Source organism: Polaribacter sp. (assembly GCF_051251875.1).
Lineage (GTDB): Bacteria > Bacteroidota > Bacteroidia > Flavobacteriales > Flavobacteriaceae > Polaribacter.
This window is the reverse complement of the sequence record NZ_JBPOGL010000001.1, coordinates 22,227-35,656: the sequence shown is the minus strand read 5'-3', so window position 1 is coordinate 35,656 and position 13,430 is coordinate 22,227. Positions and strand designations below refer to the sequence as shown.

The following is a 13,430-nucleotide window of genomic DNA, read 5'->3' as shown; positions in this document are numbered from 1 at the left end:
TAACTGCTTACTGCTAACTCCTAACTATTTTACATACCACCAATTCTTAAAATATTTTCATAAAATTTATCGGCATTTGGGTCTGAAGGATCCATTTTACCGTAACCCACTTTATAATATTTTAAGGCTTTTTTATGCTGTTTTCCTGCTTCATAATATCTTCCCATATAATAATCACCAATCGGAGAGGAAGGATATAATTTCAAAATCATTTTTCCAAATTCTTTTAATTGATCTCCGTTTTCTTTTTCAATGACAATTTTTTCTATAGCATAAATATCTTGCTCCCTTAGACCTGTATTGCTTCCAAAAAGAAATTCAATTTCTACATATTTATTCTCTAAATAAGCAATAGCATCTGTAGGTGATAAGTTTTTAATGTTTTTTTCAAATTCTTCTTTTGTAATAGGAGCGTAAATTTCAAACATTTTTGTAAGTGCTCTAGGAATTGCTTCGCTCATAGCAGAAATACTGCTAGCAGTAACAATTGTATCATTTATAACATGAAAATTTTTAGGCTTAAAAGTAGAAAGTCCTTTTTGAAACTCGCTAATTTTAATTTGTTTGTTATTTGAAAAAGAGGTAGAATTGTTAGAGTAAAAGTAAAAAGTGTTGTCTTCTTTTGTAAACTTAAGAAGATTATAAGATTGAAATTGATTTCCAATATAATCAGAAAAAACAGGGTTTATACAAATATATGAATTGATAAAAGGCTTGTTTTCTTTTAAATAATGTGAAACTAAGTTTGCTGAAGTTCCTTCGCCTATTAAAGAAATAAAAGGAGAAGTTCTGTAATTTGTTTCCATGTAAAAAATAACTTCATCTTTTACAAAATCGTAAAAAGCAACATTGCTTTTTGTAAAGTTTCCTGTATTTAAATCAAAATAAGTGTCTTCTACTCTTGTTTTTTCCATAGAAATACCTACAACAATTTGCTTTGGTGCTTTGTCTTTTGCAGCAAAAAGAGCAGCATTGCCCACATAAGCATCAAATAAATATTCGGCATCAAAAACTACCGCCAACGGATAATTTGTAAGGCTATCTTTTTCGTATCCTTTCGGTAAATAAATTTTTATATTTCTTGTGGTTTCTAGAAAATCTGATTTAATTTCTTTTGTAAGAAATTCTTGAGAAAATCCACAAAAAGAAAAAAGTATACATATTATTGTTATCGATTTCTTAATCATCATATAGAATGTTTATTTTTGCACGGAAATATTTTGTTCTTTAAGTTAAGAACGTCCAAAATACAAATTTATGATACAACCGGAATGGAAAACTGTTAAAGAATATGAAGATATTACCTATAAAAAATGTAATGGCGTTGCAAGAATAGCATTTAACAGACCCAACGTAAGAAATGCGTTTAGACCAAAAACAACAAAAGAATTGTATGATGCTTTCTATGATGCTGGCGAAGATGTAAATATTGGCGTTGTTTTGCTTTCTGCTGAAGGTCCAAGTACAAAAGACGGCGTGTATTCTTTCTGTTCAGGAGGAGATCAAAAAGCACGTGGGCATCAAGGTTATGTGGGTGAAGATGGATATCATAGGTTAAATATTTTAGAAGTTCAGCGTTTAATAAGGTTTATGCCAAAAGCTGTAATTGCCGTGGTTCCTGGTTGGGCCGTTGGTGGCGGACATAGTTTACACGTGGTGTGCGATTTAACTTTGGCTTCTAAAGAACATGCTATTTTTAAACAAACAGATGCAGATGTAACTTCTTTTGATGGTGGTTATGGTTCTGCGTATTTGGCAAAAATGGTGGGACAAAAAAGAGCAAGAGAAATCTTTTTCTTAGGAAGAAATTATTCTGCACAAGAAGCGTATGAAATGGGAATGGTAAATGCTGTTATTCCGCATGATGAATTAGAGTCTACTGCATATGAATGGGCGCAAGAAATTTTAGCAAAATCTCCAACATCTATAAAAATGTTAAAGTTCGCTATGAATTTAACAGATGATGGCATGGTAGGACAACAAGTTTTTGCAGGTGAAGCAACACGTTTGGCGTACATGACAGAGGAAGCAAAAGAAGGAAGAGATGCTTTTCTTGAAAAGAGAAAACCTAACTTTCCTAAAAAATGGATACCATAAATCAGTTATCAATTATCAGTTATCAATTATCAGTTATCAGTTGGCAGTGATCAATTATCAATTATCAGTGATCAATTATCAGTTATCAGTTGGTAGTGATCAATTATCAGTTATCAATTATCAATTATTAGTTATCAATTATTAGTTATCAGTTGGTAGTTATCAGTAAACAACAATATCTTTGATTGTAGTTGAAACCGAATTTTTCAATTTTTTAATCTTTCAATTTTTTAATAAAAAATATGAAATCACAAGTAGTTACTTTTTTAATAAAATGTCCAGATCAAAAAGGATTGGTGGCAAAAATTACCAGTTTCTTTTATGAAAAAGGATTCAATATTTTAAGTTGTCAGCAATATGTAAATTCTATTGAAGACAAATATTTTATGAGAGTTCGATTAAATGCAGATGGAACCAATATTTCTAAGGAAGAATTAGAGCAAAGTTTTTCAAAATTAGCAGCTCCATTGCATTTTAATTGGTCTGTAAATTATGGCGATAAAAAAGCAAATGTTGCCATTATGGTTTCTCATACAAGTCATAATTTATATGATTTGTTAGAGCGTTCTAAAGAAGGGCGTTTAGATTGTGATGTGAAAATGATTATTAGTAATCATAATAAATTAAGACACATTGCAGATATGTTTGCAATTCCTTTTTATCATTTACCAGTAACAAAAGAAACTAAATTAGACCAAGAGGCTCAAGTTATTCAGCTTTTAGATGTTCATGAAATAGATTTGGTAGTAATGGCAAGGTATATGCAAATTTTATCTTCGGATTTTATCAATCATTATCCAGAGAAAATCATCAATATTCATCATTCTTTTTTACCTGCTTTTCAAGGTGCTAATCCGTATAAGAAAGCATACGAAAGAGGCGTAAAATTAATTGGTGCAACCGCACATTATGCAACTGTAGATTTAGATGAAGGACCAATTATAGAGCAAGATGTAAAACCTGTAACGCATGAAAGTACGCCAACAACTTTAAAAAGAATTGGTGCAGATATAGAAAAACTAGTATTGGCCAGAGCTGTTAAAAATCACTTGAATCATCAAATAATTGTTTCGGGAAATAGAGCGGTTGTTTTTCCAGAAGCGGGAGAATAAATCAGTTGGCAGTTTTCAGTTAACAGTAATCCGATAACATATAATATGATTTTAAGTTAATTAATTTTAAGAGTATAAAATTAACACAAGAGTGTTTCTTCCTTTCGGGAAGATTAAGATGGGCTTTTTTATGAAAATAATTTGTATTGGGCGCAATTACGCAAAGCATATTGAAGAGTTAGCAAATGAAAGACCAGAAAATCCTGTTGTTTTTTTAAAGCCAGATTCTGCTATTTTACCAAGAAAAAACCCATTTTTTATTCCACCTTTTTCTAATGATGTTCATTATGAAGTAGAAGTTTTGGTAAAAATTAATAAAGTAGGTAAACATATTGATGCCAAATTTGCGCATAAATATTATGATGAAATAGGACTTGGAATCGATTTTACAGCCCGTGATGTACAAGCAAAATGCAAAGAAAAGGGCTTGCCTTGGGAAAAAGCAAAAGCATTTGACGGAAGTGCTGTTGTAGGTGAATTTTATGCTAAAGAAGAATTCGATTTAGAAAATTTACAATTTCAATTGTATAAAAATGATGAAATTGTACAAGATGGCAACACAAACGCTATGTTGTGGAAAACGGATGAATTGATTTCTTATGTTTCTCAATATTTCACCTTGAAAAAAGGAGACATTATTTTTACAGGAACGCCTGCTGGTGTTGGTAAAGTATTAGAGAATGATGTTTTAAAAGGTGTTATTCAAGGAAAAGAAGCTTTTAATATTCGAGTAAAGTAAGAAAATGAGGAATTAAGCGGAATTACTGAAGATTTTCATTGTTTATTTCTTGCGTGTTTTTTTCTCCATTTTTTAATCCTTCTGATCCTTTTTTATTCTTTTTATTTTTAATATTTCCTGGTTCAGCAACTTCATCAATTATTTTTAATAGTTTTATGGTGTTGTTAATTTGTGTGTTAGAAAGTTTTAAATAGTTGTCTATAGTTTGCTGATGAATTATTAATCTGTCATTTGCAGTAAGATTTTTATCGCTTAAAATATATTTATGAAATTCATTATTTATACCTTCCATACCACTTTTATCCACTAAATCTGAAAACCAAGCAAGAACGCCGGTGGTTAATTGCGTGTAGTTAGAACGACTGTCTTGAATTTTAATAGGAGGATCTTTTATTAAAAACGTAATAATACTTAACATACCAAAACTACCAAAAGCTATAGATAAAATTTCTTGTCCTTTTACACCAAAATACACAGCAATACCTATCAAAATTAGTCCTAAGAGAAAAGTTGAAACGTACATTAACTTGATGATAAATTGAGAACTTTTACTTTCCTTTAAAGTGTTAATAAGTGTTTTTTTTAATTCTTTAATAACAATAAAAGTTTCTACACCAGATTTATGTCTCTCTAGTAATTCCTTATTTTTTAAAGAATCTATATCTTGTTGATTGGTAATGGCTAGAATTTTTTTAATAGAAGATTCAGAAACATGTGCACTTTTTAAATTCTTTAAAAGGTCAGCGTCATTATTATAAATGGCATTTATAATTTCGTCAAGTGAATCCATAGCAGTGCGGGTTTTGTTAGTAGAAAAAATATAAACTAGCTAAATTTAGTAAAAATTTTATTAAAAAAACGTTTTTTAAATCTTTATTCATCTTTTAATGTGCTATATGTTAGTAGTTTGAGGTGGTTTTGTGTTTTTTTTGTTGAAATAAAATACGATATACACTATTTTAAAATGTTGAATAGTTTATCATTTTCTTTCATTAATCGATGTATTTTTGTTCTTTATAATAAAATTTATGAACGCAGAGATTATAACAATTGGAGATGAAATTTTAATCGGTCAGATTGTAGATACTAATTCGCAATTTATTGGTCAACAATTAAATAAAATTGGGGTTTCGGTATATCAAATAACTTCGATTCAAGATGATAAACAACATATTTTAAACGCTTTAAAAGAAGCGCAAGAAAGGGTAGATATTGTAATTATTACAGGAGGTTTAGGACCAACAAAAGATGATATTACTAAAAAAACAATTGCTGAGTTTTTTAATGATGATAAATTAATAGAATACCCAGAAGTTATTGAACATATTAAAGGATTGTTTCAAAAAATAAATCATCCATTTAAAGAGATTCAAAGATATCAAGCACAATTGCCATCAAAAGCTACATTATTACAAAATGATTTTGGAACAGCACCTGGCATGTGGTTTTATGAAAACAATACCGTTTTTGTCTCGCTACCGGGAGTTCCGTATGAAATGAAAGGGTTGATAACCAGTCAAGTTTTACCTAAAATTCAACAACAATTTAAGTTGCCTTTTATTATCCATAAAACAATTATGACTTATGGTGCGGGAGAAAGTACCATTGCAGAAAGAATTGAAGATTTCGAAAATAATTTGCCTTCTCATATAAAATTAGCGTATTTGCCATCATTTGGTAAAGTTAGATTGCGTTTATCCGCCAAAGGCGAAAATAAAGAAGTCCTAGAAAAAGCATTAAACGATAAAGTTAGCGAAGTTTATGAATTACTTCCAGAAATTATTACGGGTTTAGACGATGATAGTTCTTTAGAAAAAAGAGTAGGAGAGTTGCTGAAAAAAAACAGTAAAACTATCTGTACAGCGGAAAGTGTAACGGGAGGTAAAATTGCTGCAACGTTAGTTTCTGTTGCAGGTTCGTCATCTTATTATAAAGGAGGTTTTGTAGCCTATTCAGCAGAAACAAAAATTAATTTGTTAGGAGTTTGCCCAGAAACCATAAAAAAACATACCGTTGTTAGCAAAGAAGTTGCTATAGAAATGGCAAAAGGAGCAAAAGAAAGACTTAAAACCAATTATGCTATTGCGGTTACTGGAAATGCAGGTCCAACAACGGATGATACGGATAAAAGTGTAGGAATTGTTTATATTGCGTTAGTAGCTGATAATGAGGTTTTTGTAGGTGAGTTTGATTTTGGGCAACCAAGAGAAAAAGTAATCAATAGAACAGTAAGTAAAGCGTTAGAAATTTTACAGAAACAAATTCTATAAAAAATTGCAAAATAGTTTTGCTCATAATTGTGTTTATTTGTATATTTGCACCTCGTTTAGAGATAACACTATAAATACTGTCGAAAAGATGTCTAGAGTTTGTGAATTAACAGGAAAAAAAGCAATGGTTGGGAACAATGTTTCTCACGCCTTAAATAGAACAAAGAGAAAGTTTGACGCTAATCTAATGACCAAGCGTTTTTACATTCCAGAAGAAGATAAATGGATTACTTTAAAAGTATCTGCGTCTGCTTTAAAGAATATTAACAAGAAAGGAATTTCTGCAGTTATAAAAGAAGCGAGAGCTAACGGATTTTTAACTAAATAAGCTCAAGCGATTTAAAATTTTATACAGATGGCAAAAAAAGGAAACAGAGTTCAGGTAATTTTAGAATGTACAGAGCATAAAGCTTCAGGAGAAAGAGGTACATCTAGATACATTACAACAAAAAACAAAAAGAACACTCCAGATAGAATGGAAATTAAAAAATTCAATCCTATCTTAAAGAAAATGACTGTTCACAAAGAAATTAAATAATTTAACTATCTAGAACTCAGAATAGAGCACATAGATGTAAAACATTAAGCAATGGCAAAAAAAACAGTAGCATCGTTACAAACATCTTCAAAAAGATTAAGTAAAGCGATTAAAATGGTGAAATCTCCAAAAACAGGAGCTTATACATTTGTAGAATCAATATTAGATCCCTCTAAAGTTGATGCTTTTTTAGCGAAAAAATAATTACATATCGCTATTTAAAAAACTACTTTCTTAACAGAGAGTAGTTTTTTTTATGGAATACAGTTTCGTTTTTTGTTTTTAATAATATTCTTGAAATGGTTTTAATAGGAGTGTTTTTAGAATTCTAAATAAACTTCAAAAAACTAAGATTAAAGCTGTTTTTATCTTCTTTTTATTTCCGATTACTAAAAAAAAATAAAACTTAGTATCAACTTATTTGTATATTATTTTATGAGATTTCTTCTAAGGTTGAAATGGTAAAGTTGTTTCGTACAAAGTAGTTTTGTACAGTACAAATACAAAGTTACCAGGAGTAGTTTGTGTAAGATTAAAAAATAATGATCAATTAAAAACGACATCATTAATTTTATACTTTTTACAAACAACGTGTAAAATTGTATATACCAACATGTGTACAAAAACCAAGCAAATAAAGGCGTACAAGGGAACTCCTAAAATTTGATATGGCCAATAATAGGTCCAAACACCCAAATAAATAGTAATTACTTCTCCAAAAGCTGGTAGAATTAATGCTAAAATAATAGCAAGTATAATTTTATTTTTTTGTGATTGATTGGTGATTAACGGAATTAAAGCTCTCTCTAATTTATACAAATAATGGAATGCCAACATCCAAGCAAATGGCAGCCAAAGCGGTAATTCTCTTGTTACCTTATGGTATTCCCAATAGCCATTATGCACGCCCCAAGTTTCGCCAACAATACCTCCAAACCCCGTTAAAATCATTCCTATTAAGAGAATATAGTTTTTATTGGTTTTAGGTTTTAAAATTTCTTTGTAAATATTGTGTATAATTTTAAGTATTAAAATAAGGGCAATAATGCCATCATATTCTTTTAAGTATCCAATAAGAATACCTGCAATAATAAGTTTTATAATCGCTTTTAAAATTGCCGTAAAAAATAATTTTTTATTAGAAATCATACATAAATATTAAAAAGCAAAGAGACAAATTTAATCTCAGAGTATTCAAAAGTTGAAACAAAATCTTACAATGTTTATTCTAGAATATTACTGAAAAAAAAACTACTTGTTTGTAGTATCTGTTTTCTTTTTAAATAAACCATTTAAAAGTCCTCTTACTTTTTCTTCTGTTTTGGTTTTTGTCTTGGTAGAATCTTTATCTGTAGTGGTTTTATTTTTGTTTATTAAATCCGTAAGAGCATCTTTTCCTTTATTAATAAGGCTCTGTTTTTGTTTTTCTATCAAATCATTTACTAAACTAGTAGTAGCGTCTTTAAGGTTTGTGGTAAAACTAGGACTAGAAAAACTACCAGAAAGTGATCCTTTTACAGGAATACTTTTTACAGTTTCTGCGTCTTTAGGCGCTAATTTAGTTATTAAGTTAGTAACTTCTGTACCTAAATATTTTACAGGAACATCAAATGTAAGATCATAATTTATAGATTGGTCAAAACCATGTTTACCACCAATTGTAATGCCAATATCTTTATAATTTAATTGAAAAGGTTTAATGCTTGCAGCGCCGTCTTTGAAAGCGATATAGGTTTGAATTTTATCTAAATTTAACTTACTTACATCTAAAAATGCTACTTTGTTTCCTAAGGCACTTAACACTTTAGAATTGCTAGCTTTTAGTTTTGTGTTTAACAATTGTCCTAATAAATTCCCTGAAATAGTTTTTAAATTAGGCGTCATGTCATCATTTAAATTTCCCGAAACATTGATGGTAGAATTAATTTTTCCTTCTATTGTTTTAGCAATAGGAGCAATAGATTTTAACATTTCTACAGTGCTAAAAGAATCAGCAATATTTAACTCATTAAAATTTAAATCCATATTAAAATTAGAAATATTCTCTTTGGTAGAAACATTACCATTAAAAGCTATATTTCCTCCAAAAACGTCTGATTTCACATTTTTTAGATTGATGTTTTCATCCTTTATGTAAAGATTTCCTGAAACATTTTTTAGAATAATGTTGTCATAAACTACGTTTTTTGCATTTGCATTAAAAGTAGCATCAATAAAAGCAGGTATTTTTACAGTCGAAGCCGTTGTTTCCTCTTTTTTTGTTGTTTCGGTACTTGTTTTAGAAATGAAATCTGAAACATTTAAGTTGGTAGAATTTAAGTTAAAATTTCCTTTTAAAATTTGATTTTTAAAAATAAATCCGTAAAAATTATCTAGACTTCCGTTTATAGAAAGATCAGAAGTACCTGTTTTTGCTTTAAACTCATTTAATTTAATGGTGTTTGTGTTAAAAGTGATAGACGTTTTATCAATAATAAAAGGTTTTGCAACATCTTCACCTTCATATTTAAAGTTAGTGACAGCTATATTTCCTTCATTTTTTATATTTTGATATGTTCCTTTTTCAACAGAATTCATGTCAAAATTGGTTGTAATATCTGCTTTTAAGATTCCTGCTAACTCATTTGTTAAAGCTAAAGGATATACTTTTCCAATATTTGCTAGGTTCACAACACCTTTTGCCGCCATATTTATTTTCGGATTTGTAGTAATATTTGCTACATTTCCTTTGGCTGTAAACTCATCTTCATCAATGGTAAACGTTAAATTATTTAGATTTACATAGGTATCTTTTACGGCTCCTGTTGTGTTTATAACTTTAGTATCAATATTAATATTTTCAACAGATTTTGGTAAATCGGCATATTTAAACATGGCATTTTTAGATAGCAATGATATGTTAAATGTTGGTATTGTTTTTTCTGATAATGTTCCTTTTACAACACCATTTAAATCAAAATTACCTTCAGTTTTAATTGAGTTTAAGTTTCCAGAATACTGTTCTGGAATTAGTGCTAGGGCATTTTTAAAAGTAGAAGTAGGTGTTTTAAAATTGATATCGTACAATTGACTTTCTTCAAATAATTGAATAAAACCATTAAATTCTAAAGGCAATTGATTTATATAACCAGTATTTTCTTTAAAGGTGTATTTGCTGTTTTTTAAATCAATTCCTATAATAGCATCTAAAGTAATTTTAAGATTATTCATATAATTTACACCGTCCATTTCAAAAGAAAGAAAGGTTTCAGAATTGGTGTCTAAATCTAAAATATCATTGGCAAAATTTCCATTTCCTGAATGATTTATTTTTGATAAACCTACCTTCATTTTCGAAATTTCATCAACATATAAAAAGTCTATGTTTTCTACTTCATAATTAGAGATGTTAAAAGAAAAAGGATCGTTAGTTGAGGTGTCATTTACTACTTTTTCATTAGGAATTGCAATATCATAATTGCCAATATTTTTATCGTTTACAATAATATTTATTTTTCCATTTCTGGTAGAAATACTTTTTAAATTGATGGTTTCATCAGCCGTTTTAAAAAGCTCTTTAATATTCATGTTTACGCTTAACTCCTTAGAAACGTACAAGGTGTCTCCTAAAAAAGGTGCTTTATTAGCAATGCTAATATCTTCTATAGTTAAATTTGCAAGCGGAAAACTTTTTAAAAGACTTAAATCTATGTCTTTAAAAGTTACGGTTGCATTTACGTTTTCATTAATGGTTCTGGCTACTATTTCTTTAATTTTGTCTTTAAACAAAAAAGGAATAGAAACTAAGGCAATTAAGACTACTAAAACAAGTATAAAAAACCATTTTAAGATTTTTTTTAGTGGAGAATTTTTCTTCTTATTATTCATATAAAATATAGATTAAACCTATTGCTGCAAAAGTACATTATATTAAAATTAATGCTGTTTACAGAACGTTAAATGAATGATAAAAAGTATAAAGTCTAGACCCTAATTACAAGTATATTTTAAATAAAAAAAGGATTTGTTTTTTTATTTAAACATATCCATTCCAGGAATATTTGGCATGCCGCTTTTAGCTGCAATGGCCATTTCATGCTCATTAATCTTAGTCGCTTTTTCTATGGCTTTGTTTAATGTTATAATTAGGTAATCTTCTAATTCTTCTCCATTTGTAAGTAGAGATTCATCTATAGAAATGTTTTTAATTTTTCTGTTGGCAGTAATGGTAATTTTAATTTTTTCATTGGCAGCAGTTTCATCAACCAAAACCGAATCTAATCTGTTTTTAGTTTCTTCTACTTTTTTTTGTGCTTCTTTTAATTTATTCATCATTCCAGATACGTCTCCAAACATGTGTTTTTAATTTAAAATTATAAAAGCACAAATTTAATAATTAAATGGCGATAAAAAGGAAACAAAAAAGGACAATAATAGTACAAGCTTACAGATATTTATGTCTTATTTTTGCAAACGTTTTCAAAATAAGTTATAGTAATGATACCTACAGATAAAAAAGCACCAATTGCAGAGAAGATACCTACAAAGTTAGAAAAACATAATGATGTAAGAATTGATAATTATTTTTGGATGCGTTTGTCTGATGAGCAAAAATTATCTGAAATAAAAGACGAGCATACTTCTAAAGTAGTTGATTATTTGAATGCAGAGAACAATTATTATGAAGAAGTAACAGGGTATACCAAAGTTTTTGAAGAAGAATTGTTTCAAGAAATGAAAGGTAGAATTAAAGAAGATGATGCTTCTGTGCCTTATAAAGACAATGGTTATTTTTATATAACTCGTTATGAAACCGGAAATCAATATCCTATTTATAGTAGAAAAAAAGAAACTTTAGACGCTAAAGAAGAAATTTTATTTAATGTAAATGACGAGGCAAAAGATTTCGATTATTTTCAATTAGGAGGATTAAATATTTCTCCTGATAATAAATTGGCTGTTTTTGCAACAGATACCGTAAGTAGAAGACAGTATTTTTTAAGAATAAAAAACTTAGAAACAGGTCAAATTTATAAGGATATTATAGAAAATACAACAGGTGGTTCCGTTTGGGCAAATGATAATAAAACCATTTTTTACACTAAAAAAGACCCTGTAACATTGCGTAGTGTTACTATTTATAGACATGTTTTAGGAACACCCACTTCAGAAGACGTAGTGGTGTATCATGAAAAAGATGAAACTTTTGGTACTTATGTATCTAAAACAAAATCTGACAAATATATTATTATAGGTTCTTACAATAGTGTTTCTACAGAGTCGCAATTTTTAGATGCAAATAATCCTACGGGAGAATTTAAAATGATTCAACCAAGAGAAAGAGATTTAGAATATTCTATTTCGCATTATGAAAATGATTTTTATATTTTAACAAATAAGGACAATGCTTCTAATTTTAAGTTGATGAAAACTGAGGTGAATAACGCAACTAAAGAACATTGGGTTGATGTTATACCTCACAGAAAAGATACTTTATTAGAAGATTTTTCTATTTTTAAAGACTATTTAGTATTAGAAGAACGTACCAATGGTTTGAATAAAATTCGCATAAAACGTTGGGATAATACGGATGATTATTTTTTACCGTTTCAAGAAGAAACATATTCTGCAGGAGTTTTTGGAAACCCAGAATTTGATACAGAAATCATTCGGTATTCATATAATTCTATGACTACTCCAGCATCTGTTATCGATTTTAACATGCGCAATAAAACCAAAGAAGTTAAAAAAGAGCAAGAAGTTTTAGGCGGTAAATTTAATAAAGATAATTACATAAGTAAACGAGTTTGGGCAACAGCCAACGATGGTAAAAAAGTAGCTATTTCTTTGGTGCATCATAAAAATACTGAACTCAATAAAAACACACCTTTATTACAATATGCGTATGGTTCTTACGGACATACGGTTTCAGACGGTTTTTCATCTACAAGATTAAGTTTGTTAGACAGAGGCTTTGTATTTGCATTAACGCATATTAGAGGCGGTCAATATTTGGGTAGAGATTGGTATGAAGATGGAAAAATGTTACGCAAAAAAAATACGTTTACAGATTTTATAGATTGTTCAAAATATTTAATAGATAACAAATATACATCAGCAAAACATCTGTATGCAATGGGTGGTTCTGCAGGAGGTTTGTTAATGGGGGCAATTATAAATATGAACCCAGAATTGTACAACGGAGTTATTGCAGCAGTGCCGTTTGTAGATGTTATTTCTACCATGTTAGATGATAGTATTCCGTTAACTACAGGAGAATATGATGAATGGGGAAACCCTAATGAATTAGAAAATTATGAATATATTAAAACCTATTCGCCTTATGATCAAGTAACAGAAAGGGCATATCCTAACATGTTAGTTACAACAGGTTTTCATGATTCTCAAGTACAATATTGGGAACCCGCAAAATGGGTTGCAAAATTGCGAGATTTAAAAACAGATTCAAATATATTATTGTTAAATACCAATATGGAAGCAGGTCATGGTGGTGCTTCTGGTAGATTTAATGCATTAAAAGAAACAGCTAAAGATTATACATTTTTATTAGCATTAGAGCAGAAATTAGTCTAATTAGCTATTATGTATAACAATCAATTTTTATATCTCAAGAACTAGATGTACTTTAGCCAAAGTTTGAAAAAAAGTGAGCATCATTTTAAGTAATGAGGCAA

The 13,430-nt window shown here is 29.1% G+C and carries 13 protein-coding genes; 8 read left to right on the top strand and 5 right to left on the bottom strand.

Annotated elements, in window-relative coordinates; translation table 11 throughout:
• Positions 1-29 precede the first annotated feature (29 nt).
• Entirely contained in the window at positions 30-1,187 is a 1,158-nt protein-coding gene (locus tag ACSHW5_RS00150) for an alpha/beta hydrolase-fold protein (RefSeq protein WP_435674069.1), read from the bottom strand.
• 70 nt (positions 1,188-1,257) lie between these two features.
• On the opposite strand from ACSHW5_RS00150, the gene ACSHW5_RS00145 reads away from it, so the two are divergent.
• The 3 genes from ACSHW5_RS00145 to ACSHW5_RS00135 all read left to right on the top strand — a co-directional run bounded on the left by ACSHW5_RS00145 (position 1,258) and on the right by ACSHW5_RS00135 (position 3,948).
• Positions 1,258-2,097: a 1,4-dihydroxy-2-naphthoyl-CoA synthase gene (locus ACSHW5_RS00145; RefSeq protein ID WP_435674068.1), complete on the top strand. Its 840-nt coding sequence runs from the start codon at positions 1,258-1,260 to the stop codon at positions 2,095-2,097.
• Positions 2,098-2,339: 242 nt separating this feature from the next.
• Complete coding sequence (gene purU, locus ACSHW5_RS00140) at positions 2,340-3,209, top strand: formyltetrahydrofolate deformylase (protein WP_435674067.1); 870 nt, start codon at positions 2,340-2,342, stop codon at positions 3,207-3,209.
• 130 nt (positions 3,210-3,339) lie between these two features.
• Positions 3,340-3,948, top strand: coding sequence for a fumarylacetoacetate hydrolase family protein (locus ACSHW5_RS00135; RefSeq protein WP_435674066.1), 609 nt, complete (start codon positions 3,340-3,342; stop codon positions 3,946-3,948).
• Positions 3,949-3,970: 22 nt separating this feature from the next.
• Here the strand turns inward: ACSHW5_RS00135 and ACSHW5_RS00130 are convergent, their stop codons facing one another.
• A complete protein-coding gene (locus ACSHW5_RS00130; protein ID WP_435674065.1) occupies positions 3,971-4,738 on the bottom strand; it encodes a hypothetical protein in 768 nt (255 codons plus the stop codon).
• A 238-nt stretch (positions 4,739-4,976) separates the two neighbouring features.
• On the opposite strand from ACSHW5_RS00130, the gene ACSHW5_RS00125 reads away from it, so the two are divergent.
• The 4 genes from ACSHW5_RS00125 to ACSHW5_RS00110 all read left to right on the top strand — a co-directional run bounded on the left by ACSHW5_RS00125 (position 4,977) and on the right by ACSHW5_RS00110 (position 6,960).
• Positions 4,977-6,218: a competence/damage-inducible protein A gene (locus ACSHW5_RS00125; protein WP_435674064.1), complete on the top strand. Its 1,242-nt coding sequence runs from the start codon at positions 4,977-4,979 to the stop codon at positions 6,216-6,218.
• An 88-nt stretch (positions 6,219-6,306) separates the two neighbouring features.
• Positions 6,307-6,546, top strand: coding sequence for a 50S ribosomal protein L28 (gene rpmB, locus ACSHW5_RS00120; RefSeq protein WP_077809621.1), 240 nt, complete (start codon positions 6,307-6,309; stop codon positions 6,544-6,546).
• 27 nt (positions 6,547-6,573) lie between these two features.
• Positions 6,574-6,756, top strand: a complete 183-nt coding sequence (rpmG, locus tag ACSHW5_RS00115) for a 50S ribosomal protein L33 (RefSeq protein WP_026775116.1) — start codon at positions 6,574-6,576, stop codon at positions 6,754-6,756.
• A gap of 51 nt (positions 6,757-6,807) precedes the next feature.
• Positions 6,808-6,960 carry a DUF4295 domain-containing protein gene (locus ACSHW5_RS00110; RefSeq protein WP_435674063.1) on the top strand — a complete coding sequence of 51 codons (153 nt, stop codon included), beginning with the start codon at positions 6,808-6,810 and terminating at the stop codon, positions 6,958-6,960.
• A gap of 342 nt (positions 6,961-7,302) precedes the next feature.
• On the opposite strand, the gene ACSHW5_RS00105 is transcribed toward ACSHW5_RS00110, so the two are convergent.
• From ACSHW5_RS00105 to ACSHW5_RS00095, 3 genes are all read right to left on the bottom strand, one after another.
• Positions 7,303-7,905, bottom strand: coding sequence for a hypothetical protein (locus ACSHW5_RS00105; RefSeq protein WP_435674062.1), 603 nt, complete (start codon positions 7,903-7,905; stop codon positions 7,303-7,305).
• Positions 7,906-8,007: 102 nt separating this feature from the next.
• Positions 8,008-10,623 carry an AsmA family protein gene (locus ACSHW5_RS00100; protein WP_435674061.1) on the bottom strand — a complete coding sequence of 872 codons (2,616 nt, stop codon included), beginning with the start codon at positions 10,621-10,623 and terminating at the stop codon, positions 8,008-8,010.
• A 144-nt stretch (positions 10,624-10,767) separates the two neighbouring features.
• Positions 10,768-11,091, bottom strand: coding sequence for a YbaB/EbfC family nucleoid-associated protein (locus ACSHW5_RS00095; RefSeq protein WP_435674060.1), 324 nt, complete (start codon positions 11,089-11,091; stop codon positions 10,768-10,770).
• A 141-nt stretch (positions 11,092-11,232) separates the two neighbouring features.
• Between ACSHW5_RS00095 and ACSHW5_RS00090 the strand changes: the two genes are divergently transcribed.
• Entirely contained in the window at positions 11,233-13,329 is a 2,097-nt protein-coding gene (locus tag ACSHW5_RS00090) for a S9 family peptidase (RefSeq protein WP_435674059.1), read from the top strand.
• Positions 13,330-13,430: the final 101 nt, after the last annotated feature.